This window comes from Streptomyces sp. JLYT201 (assembly GCF_059448825.1).
In genome coordinates, this window is record NZ_CM182551.1 from 5,730,687 (window position 1) to 5,748,758 (window position 18,072).

Here is an 18,072-nt window from a genome sequence, read left to right on the forward strand (position 1 = left end):
TTCGGCTTCGGGGGCTGGGGAGTGGACATCCGCAGGATACCGGGGCGTAAGGGGGCGGAAATGGGGGCGGGTCCCGACCGTGGGCCAGGACCCGAACCTAGGTGATGTATCTGGGCTCCCGGGGAAGGAATCGAACCCTCATTCAAGAGACCAAAACTCTTTGTCCTACCATTAGACGACCCGGGATGGTACGTCCGCTATGCCCGATTCTGGCGATCGGCCTCGCGTGCGGACAACACTATGCCGTACCAGGCGCCTTCCATGCGACGGTACAGCTCCGCGCTCTGGCGGACGTAGATCACAAGGCACCCATGGTAAGAGTCCCCAGTGTTCTTCCGTACGGTCCGGGGGTTGTGCTTCTTCAGCGTCGCTCGACTGAAGGCTGAGATGTCGACCCCGGCGACGTCGGCCCAGAACGCTTCGGCGGCTGGCACATCGGCGGACTCGTGGATGCTCAGGCGCAGTGTGAGTTGCTCGGTCGTGACGCCGAGCAGCTTGAGCCAGCGCAAGAACAGGCGGATTACGTTGGGGTCGCTGTTGATGAAGTGCAGGACCTCGCTGCGGCGGTAGGACTTGCTCTTGGCGCCTTCCGCCCAGTACAGCGCGACTCCGGCGATGAAGAGTTCGCGGTCGGAAAGAGAGCCGATGGCTTCCGTCGCAGCCTGTCGTGTGGCGATGCGCTCACGGTCCTGCGCGGCGCGCAGCTCGGCCAGCCCCGCGTTCATGCGAGCCCTCTGCTCCTCCGGCGTGCAGCGCGGCTCCGGCTTCGGGAGGTCTCGTACCCATAGGGATACGGAACTCTTGGAGCAGCTGAGCTCCTCCTTGATCTCGTTGTACGTCCAGCCCTTGAGGCGCAGCTCGCGGGCGCGTGCGCGGAGGTCGTCCTTGGCCCTGGGGCGCTTGGTCCACTCGGGGGCGGGCTCGCCCGCGACCAGGCGTTGGAGGAGGTCCTTGCTGCGGACGTCGAGGGCGTCGGCGATCTGGCGGAGGCTGAGGCCCGCGCGGCGCAGGGTGAGGGCCCGGTCGCGGAGGGAGGCGAAGTCGGTGATCTCGGTCATGCGGCGAGCCTCGTTCGGATTTCGGGGTTCCGGGTCGAAAATCTGGGCGGTTCAACTGTTCGAGGGTTACCTGGCGGTTCGGGCGTCGTCCGTGGCCCGCCGGGGTAGGGCCGCGGGGTGCTCGCGTGCCGGAAACTCACCGGAAAACCGGGCGTCGGCGCCCGTAGGCTGGAAGACATGACCACGACGGGGGACAGCGGGACCGCGGCCAGGACAGGGCCGTGGTGGTGGGAGCGGCGGCGCAGTGCCGTGCTCGATGTGGGGCTCGGCGTCGTGTCGGCGGCGGAGTGCGGTGCGGAGGGCGTCGAGTTCGCGCGGGACGCGGGGCTGCCGTTGGCGGTGGGGGTGGGCTTCGGGGTGCTGGCCGGGGCGACGCTGGTGTTGCGTCGTCGTTGGCCGATCGCGGTGGTGCTGATCGCGGTGGCGATCACGCCGGCGCAGATGGGTGTCCTGATGACGATCGTGGGTCTGTACACGCTGGCGGCGTCGGAGCTGCCGCGTCGGATCATCGGGGCGTTGGCGGGGATGTCGCTGGCGGGCACGTTGATCGTGACGATGGTGCGGGCGAATCAGGACATAGCGAGCGGGGATCTGACGATCGGCGAGGGGGTCATTCCGTTCATCGCGATCAGTACGTCGCTGGGGGTGACGGCGCCGCCGTTGTTGCTGGGTCTGTATGTGGGTGCGCGGCGGCGGCTGATGGAGTCGTTGCGGGAGCGGGCGGACAGTCTGGAGCGGGAGCTTCAGTTGTTGGCGGAGCGGGCGGAGGAGCGGGCGGAGTGGGCGCGCAACGAGGAGCGCACGCGGATCGCCCGGGACATGCACGACGTGGTGGCGCACCGGGTGAGTCTGATGGTGGTGCACGCGGCGGCGTTGCAGGCGGTGGCGCGGAAGGATCCGGAGAAGGCGGTGAAGAACGCGGCGCTGGTGGGGGACATGGGTCGGCAGGCGCTGACGGAGTTGCGGGAGATGTTGGGGGTGTTGCGGGCGGGTGAGGCTCCGCCGAAGCCCGCTCCGGCTCCGGTGCCGTTGGCGGCGGTGGGGGAGGCGGCGTCGCGGGCGGCGTCGCGGGCCGGTGGTGGGGAGGCCGCGGAGTCGGCGGAGGGGCCGTGTCTGGCGGAGCTGGACGAGTTGGTGGATCAGTCGCGGGCGGCGGGCATGGTGGTGGACATGTCCGTGGAGGGTGAGGCGCGGCTGTATGCGGCGGATGTGGAGGAGACGGCGTACCGGGTGGTGCAGGAGGCGTTGACGAACGTCTTCAAGCATGCGGCGGGTGCGAAGGCGTATGTGCGGCTGGCGCATCGGGGTGCGGAGATCGCGATGCAGGTGGAGAACGGGCCGCCGCCGGAGACGGCTCCTGCGGATGCGCGGTTGCCGAGTGGGGGCAATGGTCTGGTGGGGATGAAGGAGCGGGTGACGGCGCTCGGTGGGGTGTTCGTGTCGGGGCCGACGGACGCGGGTGGTTTCCGGGTGTCGGCGGTGCTTCCGGCGGGGGCGGCCGGGGCCTGATCTCGGCGTCTGCCGCCGTACGGGAGCGCCCCGTAGGGGCGCGGGGCTGTGTCGATGGCGGCTCCGCCGCGTGGGCGCGATCAGCCACGAGGGACCCGCAGTGGCCGGACGGCGCGTGGCCGGGCGGCGCAGTGGCCGGGCGGCACGGGGCGGTGAAATCCAGCGAAGCGCCTACGCTCCGGCGGTGAGGCGTACGGGTTGGGTGCCTGCGATGAGGGTGGTGAGGGCCTGGTCGATGTGCTGGCCGAGGTACCAGTCGCCGGTGTGGTCGAGGCTGTAGACGCGGCCGCGGGCGTCGATGGCGAGGAGGGCCTGGGTGTCGGTCTCTTCGCCGATGGGGCTGACTTCGGTGCCGAGGGCGCGGCCGAGGTCGCCGAGGGTGCGTGCGGTGTGGAGGCCGTACATGGGGTCGAGGTGCAGGGTGGCGGGGGCTATCTGGCGGCCGGGGCCCTGGGGGGTGATGTGGAGGCCGCCGAATTCGGCCCAGGCTTCGACGGCGGCGGGGAAGACGGCGTGCTGGTGTCCTGCGGGTGAGGTGTGGCGGCGCAGGACGTCGGCCCAGATCTCGGCCTGTTTGATGTCCCAGCGGCCGGGGCGCCAGCCGGCGGTGCGCAGGGCGGCGTCGACGGGTACGGGGAAGCGGGTGGAGTGGTCGGTGTGCATGGTGGTGGGCGCCCTCGGGTGCGGTGCGGTGTGTTGCGGTGCGGTTGCGGTCGGTGCGGCGGGGGTGTCAGCCGTCGGCCGCCGTGGGGTCCACGACGCGGACGCCGAAGTGGTCGGTGAGGGCGGTGCAGGAGCGGCAGGGGCGGGCGAAGGAGCCGTGCAGGGGGTCGCCGTCCTCGCGGATGCGGCGGGTGGTGAGTTTGGCGTGCTTGAGGGCTTTGCGGGCTTCGCCGTTGGTCATGGGTTTGCGGCGGGCGCGTTTGGAGCGGCCGGCGTCGGCGGTGGTGAGGTGCCGGGAGACGAGCAGGGCTTCGGCGCAGCGTCCGGTGAAGCGTTCGCGTTGGGCGCTGGGGAGGGCGTCGAGGAAGTCCTGGACGAGGGGGTGGAGGTCGGGTGGTTCTTCGCCGCGTTTGGGGGTGCTGGTGAGGGTGGTGCCGCGGACGGAGAGCGCGGCGGCGACGGTGGGCAGGATGCCGTCGCGGCGGTGGAGCAGGATGGGTGCGTCGGCGGGGACGCTGCTCCAGCCGACGCGGGGGTCGCCGCCGGGGGTGCCTGGGGTCCCCGGGGTGCGCGCCGTGGTGGTGGCTGTGGTCGTGGAGTGAACGGTTCCGGCGCTTTCGGTGGATGTATCGGTGGTCCGTGACATGCTGGTTTGTGCCGTGTGCATGTGGTGTTTCCCTCCCCGTGCCCGCGGCGTCGGCCGCTGGTGCCACGCCCCCGCGTTGCGGGAACAGACTGCCAAATGGGGCGCGTGGTACGGAAGCTGGGTCGGTGCGACACGGCGGGGTTTCGTCTCTGGGTGACGGGCTCGTGGCGGGTGGTCACGGATCCGGCGGGCCGATGACCCGTGTCGTCCTTCCGCATAGGCTGTCGCCATTCGTGAACCTCGACAGTGCCGCAGGAGGGCAACCGCCATGACGACAGGTCGGCCAGGTCGGCTCGGGCAGCAGGCCGCGCCGCCGAACGCGGCCTACGCCGGGCAGGTCGTGCACTTCCCGGATCCGGTCCGTGCCGCGCGGCATCCCAGGGGGGTGCGGGTGGACGGTGAGGGCTATCCGGTCTTCTCGCCGTACGCGCGTGCGGCGGCGGAGATCGCGGAGCCGCCGGAGGGCTTCGGCGTGGACGAGCTGCGGCTCACGGACTACGTGTCGGCGAACGCGGCGCTCGCGGCGTCGGGTCATGAGCTGTGGGACACGATTCCGGCGGTGGCGACGCCGCACGGCTGGACCTGGCACCACGTGCCGGGTGGTCGCCGTCTTGAGCTGGTGCCGGTCGAGGTGAAGGCGTTGCTGCGGCATCACGGTGGCATCGCGACGTCCGCCGTGGATCACGGCAAGCGGGGGACGCGTCCGTTGCAGGAGACCCGTCCGGCGCATCTGGCGTTGCCGAAGGGGGCGCTGGCGGTCACGGAGGGCCAGGTCGCGGGGGTCGAGGAGGATCTGGGCTATCGGCTGCCGGGGGCGTATCGCTCCTTCTTGAAGGCGGCGGGCGGCTGTGCGCCGGTGGGGACGGCTCTGGACGCGGAGCTGGGTCTGCTGGTCGACCAGCCGTTCTTCACGGTGCGTGACGAGGCGGCCGTGAATGACCTGGTGTATGTGAACAAGTGTCTGCGCGACCATCTGACCAAGGATTTCCTGGGGGTCGGTTTCGTGCAGGGCGGTCTGCTCGCGGTGAAGGTGAAGGGCGATCGGATCGGTTCGGTGTGGTTCTGCGCGTACGACGACGCGCGTGACGTGGATCCGTCCTGGGCGCCCGCGGAGCGGGTGCAGCGGCTGCTGTTGCCGTGCGGGGACGACTTCGACGCGTTCCTGTCCCGGCTCGCGGGCAGTCCGCCCGAGCTGGAGACGGTGGCGAACCTGATGGTGGACGGCGGCTTCGCGCGCGTCGTCCCGGTGGGGGAGTGAGCTCCGAGATGGTGACCTTCGCACAGGCGCAGGAGCGCGCCGAGGAGTGGATCAACGGTGAGGTGCCGCCGCCCGGGCACCGTGAGGTGCGGGTGCGGGAGTTCGACCTGGGCTTCGTGGTCTGGGCGGAGGACCGTGAGGGCGGTCCTCGTTCGGACGGTGGCGGTCAGCGTCTCGTCATCGCCCGGGACAGCGGTGAGGCCACGTTGTGGCCCGCGCTGCCGGTGGGTGAGGTGATCCGCCGGTACGAGGAGGAGTACGGGGTGTCGGACGCGCCGGAGCCCGTCGCGGCGCCCGCGGCGCCGGAGCGCATGGATCTGCATCAGACGTCGTTCTTGTTGAGTCCGCCGGAGTGGTTGCAGGAGGCGGCGGACAAGCTGGGGATTCCGGACCGGCGGTCGTCGTCGTCCGCTCCGGAGCCCGCGGCCGCGGCCGCGGCCCCGGCTTCGCCGGAGCCGGTGCCGGAGCCCGCGGTGACGTCGGCGGGGCCTGTTCCGGCGGCGCCGCAGGGTGGTGGCACGTCGTGGCCTGCCGCCGGTGGGTCCGCCGGGGCGTCGGTGGGTGTGTCCGGTTCCGGTGTGCCGTCGTCGGAGACGCCGTGGGCCGGTACGGACACGAACGTCGGGGGCGATGACGACGACGTGGCGGTGCCGCTGCCCGCGACGGTGTTCTCGCCGCCGGTGAATCTGGACGGGGAGGAGGAGGACGTGCCGCCGCCGAGCGTGTCGCCGGAGGCGAAGACCGCGCTGATGTCGGGCGGCAGTCAGCTCCCGAAGACGGCGGTCGCACCCGCCCTGGACGACCCGGCGCCCGGGGCGCCTGGCTCGGACCCGCAGCTTCCGCCGCCGCCCGCGGGTGCCGCGGCGAGCGGCCCGGAGCTGCCTCCGCCGTCTGCGGGTTCGGCGGTGGGTGGTCCGAGTCTGCCTCCGCCGTCTGCGGGTTCGGCCGTGAGTGGCCCGGATCTGCCGCCGCCGCCCGTCGGCTCGGCGGTGAGTGGTCCTCCTGGGCCGCCTCCGCCCGCGGGTCCGGCGGTCAGCGGTCCTCCTGGGCCGCCTCCGCCCACCGGTCCGGCGGTCAGCGGTCCCTCTGTGCCGCCGCCCGCGGGTCCGGGTGCCAGTGGCTCGCATGTGCCGCTTCCGACGGCGGGCGGGCCTGGTGCGCCGCTTCCGTCCGCCGGTGCGCCGGGTACGCCGCTTCCGCCGGTGGGTGGGGTCCCTGGGGGCCCTGGTACGCCGCCGCCCGCCGGGGTGGCTCCGATTGGTCCGGGTATGCCCCCGCCGCCCGCCGGTGCGACGCCGAGCGGCCCCGGTATGCCGCCGCCGCCCGCCGGTGCGGCCGTGGGTGGTCCCGGTGCGCCGCCCCCGCCCGGCCCTGGGGCGCAGCCTCCGGCCGAGGGCGCCGGTGCGCCGCAGCCCGGTGCGCCCGGCGGCGCCTACGTGGCGACGCAGCTCGTGTCGTCGCTCGGCCCCGAAGGCCCGCAGCCTCCGGCCGCTCCGGGTTCTCCAGCCGCTCCGGGTGCCCCCGGCGCCCCTGGTGCGCCGCAGCCGCCTGCCGCTCCCGGTGTTCCGGGTGTGCCGCCCGGTGGGGTGCACCACGCGGCGACGATGCTGGCCGACCCGAGCCTCGGCGGCGCGCCCAAGCCTCCTGGTGCCCCGGGTGCTCCGGGTGCGCCCCAGCCTCCGGGCCCGCCCGGCGTCCCGGGTGCGCCCGGTGGCGGTGTCCACCACGCCGCCACCATGCTCGCGGGTCCCGCCGTCGGCGGTCCGGGTGCGCCCCCGCCGCCCGCGGCCCCGGGTGCGCCCGGCATGCCGCCGCCCGCGCCGGGCATGGTGCCGCCGGGCCCGGGGATGCCGCCGCCCGGTGCCGGGCAGCCGTACGGCTATCCGCAGCCGCCGGTCGGGCAGCCCACCGTGGGGCCCGGCTATCAGGCGGTGCTGCGGTACCGCGCCCCGGACGGGTCCGAGCAGCAGGTGATCCGGCGGTCGGCGCCGGGCACCCCGCATCCGGAGTGGCAGATCTTCCACGAGCTGCGGGGCATGAACATCCCGGCGGACCAGGTCCTGGAGCTGCACACGGAGCTGGAGTCGTGCGAGCTGCCGGGCGCGTACTGCGCGCGCATGATCCGCGAGACGTGGCCGCAGGCGCGCATCACCTCGATCGCGCCGTACGGCAGGGACCACGCGTCGCGTCAGCAGGGCATGCAGCAACTGCTCGCGCACCAGGGCGAGTTGCACCAGGTCGCGGACGGTCCGGCGCGCCCGGCGCCGGTGCGGGCCCCGCTGCCGCCGGTGGCGCCGGCGCCACCGGTGCCGCCGGAGGCCGTGGCGCAGGAGCTGGCGGGGGCGTTCGGGCCCGGGGTGTTCCGGTTCGACCAGCGGGCGGTGTCCCGGCAGGGTGTGCCGGACGTCGTGGCGCACACGCTGGTCGTGGCGGGCCTGCCGCTCGACTTCGGTCCGTTCTTCTGGGCGCAGGCCCAGCCGGGGCGGCCGGTGCCGACGCTCGCGGAGCTGGCGCAGGAGCGGGGGGTGGCGCCCGCGTCGGACGCGGGTTCGTACCTGGTGATGGGCAGCGACTTCGGCCGGTCGATCTGTGTGCAGTACGGCACGGCGCACATCGTCGCGGTGCCGGTGGAGGCGGGCCCTGGCGGGGCTCCGGTGCCGCCGCAGTTCGTGAACACGGGGCTGCCGGAGTTCGTGCGCTGTCTGGCGCTGCTCGGCCGCATGTGGCGGCTGCGCTACGGCCTCAACCAGGAGCAGGCGGGTCGCTGGACGGTCGACTTCCAGTCGCAGCTCGCCGCGCTCGACCCGGCGGCGCTGTCGTCGCCGGAGAGCTGGTGGTCGGTGCTCCTCGAGCAGATGTGGGACGGCTTGCTGTAGTCCGTGCGCGGTGTGCGACCGGGGCGCTCGACCTGTACGACGGGTCGGGCGCCCCGGCGCTGCGCCCCTGGTCGGCGGCCGAACGGCTCTTCGACGTACGGCGGAACGGCACCCCGATTCCGACTTCTGGTCCCAATTGGCGCATCCTTGACCGGGTGGCGCTGACGGAGTGTCGTGTTATGACCACTTCCGCTTGATCCATCAAGATGTGCGCCAATCGCGTTGTACGCGGGTGGCGCGGCGGAGAGAGTCAGCGCGACGGTGAGAGTCCGTGTGGGCGAAAGAGGGGAACCAGGATGAGCGGCAGCGGTGCGTCACCTCATGGCTTCGTCACCGGCCGCGGCCGCGGCTACCGTCCCGAGCAGGTGGACGCGTACGCCGACGCGCTGTCCCGGGACCGGGACGCCGCGTGGGAGCGGGCCGCCCGCCTCACCGTCCTCGCCCGGGACATGGGCGAGGAGGCGGCGCGCCTGCGCGAGGCCGTCGCGCACCTCGCCCCGCCGACGTACGACGAGCTCGGCCGGCGCGCCCAGTACCTGCTCGCGCTGAGCGAGGAGGAGGCCGCGGCCGTGCGGGACGCCGCCGCGGCCGACGTCTACGAGCTCGGGCAGGCCGTCGCGACCGCCGCCACCGAGCTGCGCGGGGCCGCGCGGGCGTACGCCGATTCGGTGCGGGGCGAGGCCGAGGAGCGGGCCAGGCAGCGGCTGCTCGCCGCGCGGGCCGCCGAGGACGAGCTGCGGACCGCGGCGCGCCGCGACGCGAAGGAGTGGCGCGGCGAGGCGCTCGACGCGCTGCGTGAGATGCGCCGGCGCACGAGCGGTCTCCTCGCCGAGCAGGAGAAGGAGCACGCCGAGCGCTGGGAGGCCACGGAGCGGGAGATCGCCGAGCGGGAGGCCGTCGCCGACGCCCGCGAGGCGGCCCTCGTCGCCGCGGCCGAGGCCCGTCTCACCGAGGCGAGGCGGGCCTGCGCCGAGGCGGCGGAGGCCGCCCGGCACCGCGAGGAGGACGCGGCCGCGCGCGCCGCCGAGCTGCTCGCGGAGGCCCGGGTGCGGGAGGAGCGGATCGGGCGGGAGACGGAGCGGTTGCTGCGCGAGCACGGCGAGCGCTGGGACGAGGTGCGGGCGCACATGGACCACGTCCGCAACAGCCTGGCCTCGCTGACCGGCCGGGGCTACGGCGACGTCCCCGGCCAGAGCCCGGGCGACGCCTCCTGAGGGCGGGGCCCGGCCAGGAGGTGGGGTTCGACCGCCTCGTAGCGCGCCCGCGCCGCGCGCTGGGCCGGGCGGCGGCTGAGGACCGTACCGAGCCAGCCGAGCAGGAAGCCCAGCGGGATCGAGACGACGCCCGTCGTGGTGAAGGGGAACCAGGCGAAGTCGTGCTCGGGGAACGCCGCGGCGGGTGAGCCGGACACCAGGTTCGTACCGGTCATGAGCACGATGCAGCCGACCGTGCCGCCGATGAGGGTCGACAGGAGTCCCGCCCGGGTGAAGCGCCGCCAGAACAGGGCGTAGCCGAGCGCGGGCGCGAGCGCGGACGCGCCGAGGCAGAACGACAGGGTGACCAGCGGCTGGAGGCTGCGGTCCCGGACGAGTACCGCGAGGCAGACGGCGCCCGCGCCCACGGTGAGCGCGCAGCCCCGGGCGAGCGCCAGCTCGTGGCGCGGGGAGAGGCCGCGGCGGCAGGCGGCGAAGACGTCGTGGGCGAGGGAGTTGGCGCAGGCGAGGATCATTCCGGCCACGGACGCGAGCAGCGTCAGGAAGATCGCGGTGGTGACGGTCGTGAAGAGGAGCGTCTCGGCGGTGGAGGTGTCCGCGCCGAGCACCGCGCGGGAGCCGAGCAGATAGGCCGTGTTGCCCTGCGGGTCGTGCCCGGCGATGGCCGCGCGGCCGAGCATGGCCGTGGCGCCGAAGCCGATGACGGTGATGACGAGGACGAAGAGGGCGACGCACGCCACGGCCCAGGACAGCGAGCGCCGTATCTCGGGTGCGGTGCGCGCGGTGTACATGCGCATGGTGATGTGCGGCAGGCACGCGCCGCCGAGGACCACGGTGAGCTCCGAGCTGATCATGTCGAGGCGGGGTGCGGGGCTGTCCTCGAACTGCAGTCCCGACTCCAGGAAGGCCGGGCCGAGGCCGCTGCCGGTGCGGGCGGCGGCGAGCAGGGCGCCGGGGTCCCAGTCGTAGCGGCGCAGGATGAGGGCGGCGACGGCGACGCCGGAGCCGAGCAGGATGACGACCTTGAGGATCTGGATGAGGGCGGTGCCCTTCATGCCGCCGATCGTCGCGTAGCTGATCATGAGGGCGCCGAGCGCGATCACGCAGCCGGTCTTCAGGCCGGGGCTGGTGAAGCCCAGGATGAAGGCGAGCAGGTCGCCCGCGCCCGCGAGCTGGACCAGCATGAGGGGGAGCAGCGCGGCGAGGGTCGCGGCGCTCGCGGTGACCCGGACGAGGCGGCCGGGCAGGCGGCGGGCGAGGACGTCGCCCATGGTGAACCGTCCGGCGTTCCGCAGGGGTTCGGCGAGCAGGAACATCAGCAGCAGCAGGGAGAGCGCGGTGCTCAGGGCGAGGACGACGCCGTCGTGGCCGAGGAGGGCGATGATGCCGGTGGTGCCGAGGACGGTGGCGGCGGAGATGTAGTCGCCCGCGATGGCGAGGCCGTTGCGCAGCGGGGTGAGGCGGCCGTAGCCGGTGTAGAACTCGCCGAGGTCGTCGCGGTCGGGGCTGGTCATCACGCACAGCAGCAGCGTGAGCGTGACGACGGCGGTGAAGGCGACGAGGGAGGTGCCCTGGGTGGTGTCAGGCACGGCTCGCCTCCCGTTCGAGGTGGGTGCGCAGCCGGGCGGCGAGCCGGTCGAGGCGGCGCCGGGCGGTGATCTCGTACACCGCGGTGGCCAGGCACATCACGGGCAGCTGGAGGAGTCCGGCGAGGAGCCCGGTGGTGAGGCCGCCGGTGACCGGGGCGGTCATGAGGGCGGGGGCGAAGGCGGACAGGAGGAGGAAGAGCGTGAAGGAGCCGAGGGCGGTGAGGGTGGCGACGCGGCGCTGCCACCGGTGGGCGTCGCGCAGCTGGCGCAGGTCGCCGCGGTGCCCGGGGACGGGGTCGCGGCGGGGGCTCGGGGCCGCGGGCCGCGGGGCGGGGGGCTGCCAGGGGTAGGTGAGGTGCGGCGGGGGCTGTGGGGTCGGTGAGGCGGTGGGGGCGTACGGAGCCTGTGGGTCGGGAGGAGCGTACGGATGCTGTGGGCTGGCGGGGGTGTACAGGTCCTGTGGGCCGGTAGAGGCGTAGGGGGCTTGTGGGTTGGTGGGGTTGTACGGGTCCTGTGGGGCGGGGGAGCCATACGGAGGGAGGTGGGACGAGTCCGGTGGGAGGTGGGACGAGTCCGGTGGGTGGGGGGACGAGTCCGGTGGGAGGGGGGACGAGTCTGGGGGGAGGTGGGGCATCCCGGTCTCCTTGCGTCTCCTTGCGCGGCTTCGGTCCGGTGCGGACCGAAGGACGCGGGCCGGTGGGGGCCGCGCGTCGGGTCCGGCAGGGGACCGCGGGTGCGGTCCGGTGCGGACCGCGAGGGAGCGAGGGCCGAGAACGTTACTGGCAGGTAGTGGAGGCGCGCGGGCTTTTCCCCATACTGATCAGTCGGTATGGGGCTTCTCGGGGCGCGTACGAGTCAACTGCGCCTCCTGGGGCGCCTGTTGCGCCCCGGCTTCGGCGGCGGCCCCCGCGCCCGCCTCCTCCGCGCCTGCCTCCTCGGTGCCCGGGTCTTCGGTGTCGGCCCCGTCGCCGCTCGACCTGTCGCCGCTCGCCCCCTCGCCGCTCGCCCCCTCGGGGTCCGGCTCCTGGATGACGGGGAACCGCCGGGGCGCGAGCAGCAGCAGGACGAGCAGGCACAGCACCGCCGCGCAGGCCGCGCCCACGTACACGGCGTCCACGGCCGCGTCGACGGCCCGGCGCAGCCGCTCGGGGTCGGCGACGGAGCCCGGGTCGTCCAGGGACTTCGCGACGGCGTCGAGCGAGCCCGCGCCGCCGAGCCTGGAGCTGAGGACGCCGTTGGCGATCGCCCCGAAGACGGCCGCGCCCATCGTCTGGCCGATCTGGCGGCAGAAGAGGACGGACGCGGTGGTCGTGCCGCGCTCCGCCCAGCCGACGGTCGACTGGACGCCGACGATCAGGGGGAGCTGGAAGAGCCCGAGCGCGGCGCCGAGCAGCAGCATCAGGAGCGCGGGCTGCCAGGCCGCGCCGGGGTAGGGGAGCAGCGGGAAGGCGAACAGGACGCAGGCGGCGGCGCTGATTCCGAGCATCGCGCTGTTGCGGAAGCCGATGCGCCGGTAGACGTGCTGGCTCAGGGCGGCCGACACGGGCCAGCTCAGGGTCATGATGGACAGGACGAAACCGGCTGCGGTCGGGGCGAGTTGGAGCACCGACTGCGCGTAGGTGGGCAGGAACACGGTGGGCGCGACCATCAGCAGGCCGAGCGAGCCGAGCGCCAGGTTCACGGCGGCGATGGGGCGGCGCCGCCACACCCAGCCCGGAATGATCGGGTCCGCTGCGCGTCGCTCGATGACCACGATCGCGCCGACGCCCGCGAGCCCCGCCGCGAACAGCGCGAGCGAGGGCGGCGACAGCCAGTCCCAGGCGACGCCGCCCTGGACGAGCGCGGTGAGCAGCGCCCCGCCCGCGGCGAACACGGCGAGCGCCCCGGGCCAGTCGACACGGTGCCGCTCGCCCGGCGGGCGTACCGGCTCGTGCAGGTGGCGGACGATCAGCCAGAGCGCGAACGCGCCGACGGGCAGGTTGACCAGGAAGATCCAGCGCCAGTCCGCGTAGGCGGTGAGCAGGCCGCCGACGGCGGGGCCCGCGACGGCGGACACGGCCCACACGGTCGAGAGCCTGGCCTGGATGCGGGGGCGCTCCTTGAGCGGGTACAGATCGGCGGCGACGGTCTGCACGGTGCCCTGGAGGGCGCCGCCGCCCAGGCCCTGGAGGACGCGGAAGGCGATCAGGGAGCCCATGTTCCAGGCGAGCGCGCACAGCACCGAGCCGGCGAGGAACAGGGCGCAGCCCACGATCAGGACGGGCTTGCGGCCGAAGGTGTCGGACAGCTTCCCGTAGACGGGCAGCGTGACCGTCGCGGCGAGCAGATAGCCGGAGAACAGCCAGGAGAAGACGGAGAAGCCGCCGAGGGAGCCGACGATCTGCGGTACGGCCGTGGAGACGATGGTGGCGTCCAGGGCGGCGAGCGCCATGACGAGCATGAGCGCGGCGACGACGGCGCCGCGCCGGTCCGAGCGCCGCGCCCGCGCTGCCGCCATGACCAAAGTCCTTTCCCCCTGCACCGGTTGCCCCGGTCACCTTCTCACTGTTGGCGCGCTCCAGGGAGGGGGGTGGAGAGCTTCTCCCCTGGTAGGGCGGTTGCTTGGTCAACAAGAGGGTGGAGCAACCCTGAGAAGCGCTCCACCGCCGGGTGGAGAACCCCTAGGGGGACCTCCGCACTAGGGACAGGGGGACGTTGGTACCGGCGGAGGACGAGAAGGCGCGGGCCCGTCCTTAGATTTGCTTTACGCCGCAGGGCACGGGGGCGAAGCCGCCGGGCTCGGGGCTGAGGCACCGGGCCCGGCCAAGGCGCTGAGCCGCTGGTCGCGGCGGCGGGGCGTGGGGCCGGCGACGGGGGTCCGGCTCCGCGTCCTGCGACGAACCACAGCGCGGGGGGTGGGGTTTTCCCCAGGAAAAGACTGCGCTGGGCACCAGGGCGCCGGAGTACCCCGGCGCTCCACACTGATCCACGTGGGCGCGCCGACACGCGTTCACCTCGTCACCGACATAGGAGACTTACCGTGACAACGGCTGTATCCACTCCCAGGCACGGGGGAACTGGCGGGCGTACGGCCGTCGCGGCGCGGGCACGCCAGGTCGTCAAGGCGTACGGCTCCGGAGAGACCCGGGTCGTCGCCCTCGACCACATCGACGTGGACATCGCCCGCGGCCAGTTCACCGCGATCATGGGCCCCTCCGGGTCCGGCAAGTCCACGCTGATGCACTGCCTCGCGGGCCTCGACACGGTCAGCAGCGGACAGATCTACCTCGACGAGACCGAGATCACCGGTCTGAAGGACAAGAAGCTCACCCAGCTGCGCCGCGACCGCGTCGGCTTCATCTTCCAGGCGTTCAACCTCCTGCCGACGCTGAACGCCCTGGAGAACATCACGCTGCCGATGGACATAGCGGGCCGCAAGCCCGACAAGGGCTGGCTCGACCAGGTCGTCCAGACCGTCGGTCTCGCCGGGCGCCTCAAGCACCGGCCCACCGAGCTCTCCGGCGGTCAGCAGCAGCGCGTCGCGGTGGCCCGTGCCCTGGCCTCCCGGCCCGAGATCATCTTCGGTGACGAGCCGACCGGAAACCTCGACTCCCGCGCGGGCGCCGAAGTCCTCGGCTTCCTGCGCACGTCGGTGACGCAGCTCGGCCAGACCATCGTCATGGTCACCCACGACCCGGTCGCCGCGTCGTACGCGGACCGCGTGCTGTATCTGGCCGACGGCCGCATCGTCGACGAGATGTACAGCCCCACCGCCGAGCAGGTCCTGGACCGCATGAAGCACTTCGACGCCCGGGGGCGCACGTCATGACCGTGTGGAAGACCTCGATGCGCAACTTCTTCGCGCACAAGGGACGCATGGCGCTCTCCGCGGTCGCCGTGGTCCTCTCGGTGGCCTTCGTGTGCGGCACCCTGGTGTTCTCCGACACGATGTCCACCACCTTCGACAAGCTCTTCGCGGCCACGTCCTCCGACGTCACCCTCACCCCGAAGGACGCGCCGGACGCGGGCGACGAGGGCCCGCGCACCGGCAGGCCCGAGACCCTGCCCGCCGCCACGGTCGCCCAGGTGAGGAAGGCCGACGGCGTGAAGTCCGCCGAGGGCGCGATCAGCAGCGACAGCGTCACCGTCGTCAACTCCAGGAACAAGGACATCGGCCCCTCCAGCGGCGCCCCCACCCTCGCGGGCAACTGGACGAAGAACGACCTGCGGTCCATGGAGATCACCTCCGGCCACGCCCCGCGCGGCCCCACCGAGGTGATGCTCGACGCCGACACCGCCGACAAGAAGAACCTCAAGATCGGTGACGAGCTGCGCACCATCGCCGCCACCGGCAGCTTCACCGCGAAGATCACCGGCATCGCCACCTTCAAGGTGACCAACCCCGGTGCCACCGTCGTCTACTTCGACACCGCCACCGCCCAGCGCGAACTGCTCGGCGCCACCGGCCGGTTCACGCACGTCAACGTCACCGCCGCGAGCGGGGTCAGCGACAGCCTGCTCAAGGCGAACGTGACGAAGACCCTCGGTGCCGACGCCGCCGCGTACAAGATCAAGACCCAGAAGGAGAGCGCCGACGCCAACCGCAAGTCCGTCGGCAGCTTCCTGGACGTCATGAAGTACGCGATGCTCGGCTTCGCCGGGATCGCCTTCCTCGTCGGCATCTTCCTGATCATCAACACCTTCTCCATGCTGGTCGCCCAGCGCACCCGCGAGATCGGTCTGATGCGGGCCCTCGGCTCCAGCCGCAAGCAGGTCAACCGCTCGGTGCTCGTCGAGGCCCTGCTGCTCGGCGTCGTCGGCTCCGTCCTCGGCATCGGCGCGGGCATCGGCCTCGCGGTCGGCCTGATGAAGCTGATGTCGGGCATCGGCATGGAGCTGTCCACCGAAGACCTCACCATCTCGGTGACGACCCCGGTGGTGGGCCTGCTCCTCGGCATCATCGTCACCGTCCTCGCCGCGTACCTCCCGGCCCGCCGCGCGGGCAAGGTCTCCCCGATGGCCGCCCTGCGCGACGCGGGCACCCCGGCCGACGGCAAGTCCAGCGCCGTGCGCGCCGCCCTCGGCCTGGTCCTCACCGGCGCCGGAGTCTTCGGCCTCTACGCCGCGGCGGCTGCCGACAAGGCGAAGGAGGGCTCCCTCTTCCTCGGCCTCGGCGTCGTCCTCACGCTCATCGGCTTCGTCGTCATCGGCCCGGTCCTCGCGTCCTTCGTGGTCCGTGCGATCAGCGCGGTCCTGCTGCGGATGTTCGGCCCCGTCGGCCGCATGGCCGAGCGCAACGCCCTGCGCAACCCCCGCCGCACCGGCGCCACCGGCGCCGCCCTGATGATCGGCCTGGCCCTGGTGGCCTGCCTGTCGGTGGTCGGCACGTCGATGGTCGCCTCCGCCACGGACGAGCTGGACAAGTCGGTCGGCGCGGACTTCATCATCCAGGGCAGGCAGCCGGTCAGCCACCAGGTGGAGCAGCGCCTCAAGGACACCCCGTACGTCGCCCACACCACCCGCTACAAGGAGGTCAAGGCCGACATCACCACCCCCGACGGCAAGACCGACAAGGGCGTCGACCTCAGCGCCAACGACCGCACCTATGTGCAGGACCTGCGCCGCGAGACCACCGCGGGCGACATGTCCGCCGCCTACGGGACGAACGCGATGTCGGTGGGCGAGGGCTTCGCCAAGGACCACCACCTGAAGGTGGGCGACAAGCTGAAGGTCGCGTTCGACGACGGCCGGACCGGAGAGCTGAAGCTCGCGGCGATCACCGAGGAGGAGGGCACCCTCGACCGGGGCGCGATGTATCTGAACATCACCACCGTCGAGCGGTACGTCGCCCCCGACCGGATGCCGCTGAGCGGCACCGTCTTCGCCAAGGCGGTCGACGGCAAGCAGGACGAGGCCTACGCGGCGCTCAAGAAGACCCTGGAGACGGACCCGCAGCTCAAGGTCCAGGACCAGACCGACTTCAAGCAGACCCTGAAGGACCAGGTCGGCCAGCTCCTGAACATCGTCTACGGCCTCCTCGGCCTCGCGATCATCGTGGCCATCCTGGGCGTGGTGAACACCCTGGCCCTCTCCGTGGTGGAGCGCACCCGCGAGATCGGCCTGATGCGGGCCATCGGCCTCTCCCGCCGTCAGCTGCGCCGCATGATCCGCATGGAGTCGGTGGTCATCGCCCTCTTCGGCGCCCTCCTCGGCCTCGGCCTCGGCATGGGCTGGGGCGCGACCGCCCAGAAGCTCCTCGCCCTGGAGGGCCTGAAGGTCCTGGAGATCCCCTGGCCGACGATCATCGCGGTCTTCGTGGGCTCCGCCTTCGTGGGCCTCTTCGCCGCCCTGGTCCCGGCGTTCCGGGCGGGCCGGATGAATGTGCTGAACGCGATCGCCACGGAGTAGCGCCACCCGCGAGCGACACCCCGCAGTGCCCCGGCCCGCACGGCCGGGGCACTGTGGTGTGCGCCACGGTAAGCGCTCTTCTCGGATTTTCCCTTTGCGGGCGCCGGGGGATGGGCTAATTTACTCCCGGCCGAGCACACCACCCGGAACTGCCCGGGCGGCAGGCATCGGCGTAAACGGGGAACAACGGGGACAACGGGGAATGGAGAAAAGTGAATAAAGCGTGTATCTCTCTTGGAGGTGCCCTGCTGGCCGGCGCGGTCGTCGCCACCTCGGCGCTGCCCGCCGTCGCGCACACGGAACCGAAGGCTCCGGCCTCGGTCGCGGATGCCGCGAAGGCGGACGCCTCGGCCACCGCGCTGCCCATGGTCGGCGCGGCCTACCGCCTGCAGAAGCTCAAGGCCCTGACGAGCAAGGGCGACGCCTCGCGTGACGAGTGGTTCAAGTACCTGGGTCTCTACCGGCAGGGTTCGAACTACTTCCGGTTCAATTGGGACACCGACTACTGCTCGGGCCCCGCGACTGAGAAGCAGCCCGGTGGATACGATTTCACCTTCTCCTGCTACCGGCATGATTTCGGCTACCGGAACTACAAGAAGTACGCCGGTGAGTACAATTTCAAGAAGTATCACCGCAAGCGCATTGACGACGTCTTCCTTCAGGATATGCAGAAGCAGTGCGGCAGGAAGTTCTGGGCCGACCCGCTCACGCCCGCGCTGCGCAAGAAGATGAAGGACGCGTGCAACAAGACGGCGAAGACGTACTACAACGCCGTCCGCACCGCCGGGCACCTCTAGAGCACCGCCCGAGCACCACGCCCCGGGGTTCGCCGGGGCGTGGGCTCCGGCCGGGCGTCGTACGCTGGAGGCCCC

13 protein-coding genes and 1 tRNA gene are annotated in these 18,072 nt (G+C 72.5%); 7 read left to right on the top strand and 7 right to left on the bottom strand.

Annotation, left to right across the window (positions count from 1 at the left end; genetic code table 11):
- Positions 1-115: 115 nt before the first annotated feature.
- Positions 116-186: transfer RNA gene (locus AC5WAM_RS24055), tRNA-Gln, on the bottom strand.
- A gap of 11 nt (positions 187-197) precedes the next feature.
- Positions 198-1,058, bottom strand: coding sequence for a hypothetical protein (locus tag AC5WAM_RS24060; RefSeq protein ID WP_495518770.1), 861 nt, complete (start codon positions 1,056-1,058; stop codon positions 198-200).
- Between the two features lie 177 nt (positions 1,059-1,235).
- Between AC5WAM_RS24060 and AC5WAM_RS24065 the strand changes: the two genes are divergently transcribed.
- Positions 1,236-2,567, top strand: coding sequence for a sensor histidine kinase (locus tag AC5WAM_RS24065; RefSeq protein ID WP_495518771.1), 1,332 nt, complete (start codon positions 1,236-1,238; stop codon positions 2,565-2,567).
- A gap of 171 nt (positions 2,568-2,738) precedes the next feature.
- On the opposite strand, the gene AC5WAM_RS24070 is transcribed toward AC5WAM_RS24065, so the two are convergent.
- The gene (locus AC5WAM_RS24070; RefSeq protein ID WP_366791540.1) at positions 2,739-3,230 is read right to left on the bottom strand and encodes an SUKH-3 domain-containing protein; all 492 of its coding nucleotides are present in this window, start codon (positions 3,228-3,230) and stop codon (positions 2,739-2,741) included.
- Positions 3,231-3,297: 67 nt separating this feature from the next.
- Complete coding sequence (locus AC5WAM_RS24075; protein ID WP_366791539.1) at positions 3,298-3,897, bottom strand: YwqJ-related putative deaminase; 600 nt, start codon at positions 3,895-3,897, stop codon at positions 3,298-3,300.
- A gap of 247 nt (positions 3,898-4,144) precedes the next feature.
- Between AC5WAM_RS24075 and AC5WAM_RS24080 the strand changes: the two genes are divergently transcribed.
- The 3 genes from AC5WAM_RS24080 to AC5WAM_RS24090 all read left to right on the top strand — a co-directional run bounded on the left by AC5WAM_RS24080 (position 4,145) and on the right by AC5WAM_RS24090 (position 9,224).
- Entirely contained in the window at positions 4,145-5,134 is a 990-nt protein-coding gene (locus AC5WAM_RS24080; protein ID WP_366791538.1) for an SMI1/KNR4 family protein, read from the top strand.
- A gap of 8 nt (positions 5,135-5,142) precedes the next feature.
- Positions 5,143-8,010 (top strand): SUKH-4 family immunity protein, encoded by a 2,868-nt coding sequence (locus tag AC5WAM_RS24085; RefSeq protein WP_495518772.1) that lies wholly within the window; start codon positions 5,143-5,145, stop codon positions 8,008-8,010.
- A gap of 296 nt (positions 8,011-8,306) precedes the next feature.
- Positions 8,307-9,224: a cellulose-binding protein gene (locus tag AC5WAM_RS24090; protein ID WP_495518773.1), complete on the top strand. Its 918-nt coding sequence runs from the start codon at positions 8,307-8,309 to the stop codon at positions 9,222-9,224.
- Here the strand turns inward: AC5WAM_RS24090 and AC5WAM_RS24095 are convergent.
- The 3 genes from AC5WAM_RS24095 to AC5WAM_RS24105 all read right to left on the bottom strand — a co-directional run bounded on the left by AC5WAM_RS24095 (position 9,182) and on the right by AC5WAM_RS24105 (position 13,310).
- On the bottom strand, positions 9,182-10,813 hold the full coding sequence (locus AC5WAM_RS24095) for a sodium/solute symporter (RefSeq protein ID WP_495518774.1): 1,632 nt from the start codon (positions 10,811-10,813) through the stop codon (positions 9,182-9,184). The two genes, AC5WAM_RS24090 and AC5WAM_RS24095, sit on opposite strands and share 43 nt — an antisense overlap.
- Positions 10,806-11,447 carry a DUF485 domain-containing protein gene (locus tag AC5WAM_RS24100; protein ID WP_495518775.1) on the bottom strand — a complete coding sequence of 214 codons (642 nt, stop codon included), beginning with the start codon at positions 11,445-11,447 and terminating at the stop codon, positions 10,806-10,808. Before AC5WAM_RS24100 ends, AC5WAM_RS24095 begins: the two co-directional genes overlap by 8 nt.
- 186 nt (positions 11,448-11,633) lie before the next feature.
- A complete protein-coding gene (locus AC5WAM_RS24105; protein ID WP_495518776.1) occupies positions 11,634-13,310 on the bottom strand; it encodes an MFS transporter in 1,677 nt (558 codons plus the stop codon).
- Positions 13,311-13,832: 522 nt separating this feature from the next.
- Between AC5WAM_RS24105 and AC5WAM_RS24110 the strand changes: the two genes are divergently transcribed.
- From AC5WAM_RS24110 to AC5WAM_RS24120, 3 genes are all read left to right on the top strand, one after another.
- Positions 13,833-14,621, top strand: coding sequence for an ABC transporter ATP-binding protein (locus tag AC5WAM_RS24110; RefSeq protein WP_138960139.1), 789 nt, complete (start codon positions 13,833-13,835; stop codon positions 14,619-14,621).
- A complete protein-coding gene (locus AC5WAM_RS24115; RefSeq protein ID WP_495518777.1) occupies positions 14,618-17,200 on the top strand; it encodes an ABC transporter permease in 2,583 nt (860 codons plus the stop codon). The genes AC5WAM_RS24110 and AC5WAM_RS24115 overlap by 4 nt, the downstream gene beginning before the upstream one ends.
- Before the next feature lie 212 nt (positions 17,201-17,412).
- A complete protein-coding gene (locus AC5WAM_RS24120) occupies positions 17,413-17,997 on the top strand; it encodes a phospholipase A2 (RefSeq protein WP_366791531.1) in 585 nt (194 codons plus the stop codon).
- Positions 17,998-18,072 lie beyond the last annotated feature (75 nt).

Bases quoted from the DNA above. Each gene is read 5' to 3' on its own strand.
- AC5WAM_RS24115 (WP_495518777.1), top strand. From the start codon at position 14,618: ATGACCGTGTGGAAGACCTCGATGCGCAACTTCTTCGCGCACAAGGGA.
- AC5WAM_RS24090 (WP_495518773.1), top strand. From the start codon at position 8,307: ATGAGCGGCAGCGGTGCGTCACCTCATGGCTTCGTCACCGGCCGCGGC.
- AC5WAM_RS24070 (WP_366791540.1), bottom strand. From the start codon at position 3,230: ATGCACACCGACCACTCCACCCGCTTCCCCGTACCCGTCGACGCCGCC.
- AC5WAM_RS24075 (WP_366791539.1), bottom strand. From the start codon at position 3,897: ATGCACACGGCACAAACCAGCATGTCACGGACCACCGATACATCCACC.
- AC5WAM_RS24100 (WP_495518775.1), bottom strand. From the start codon at position 11,447: ATGCCCCACCTCCCCCCAGACTCGTCCCCCCTCCCACCGGACTCGTCC.
- AC5WAM_RS24085 (WP_495518772.1), top strand. From the start codon at position 5,143: ATGGTGACCTTCGCACAGGCGCAGGAGCGCGCCGAGGAGTGGATCAAC.
- AC5WAM_RS24060 (WP_495518770.1), bottom strand. From the start codon at position 1,058: ATGACCGAGATCACCGACTTCGCCTCCCTCCGCGACCGGGCCCTCACC.
- AC5WAM_RS24080 (WP_366791538.1), top strand. From the start codon at position 4,145: ATGACGACAGGTCGGCCAGGTCGGCTCGGGCAGCAGGCCGCGCCGCCG.
- AC5WAM_RS24105 (WP_495518776.1), bottom strand. From the start codon at position 13,310: ATGGCGGCAGCGCGGGCGCGGCGCTCGGACCGGCGCGGCGCCGTCGTC.
- AC5WAM_RS24065 (WP_495518771.1), top strand. From the start codon at position 1,236: ATGACCACGACGGGGGACAGCGGGACCGCGGCCAGGACAGGGCCGTGG.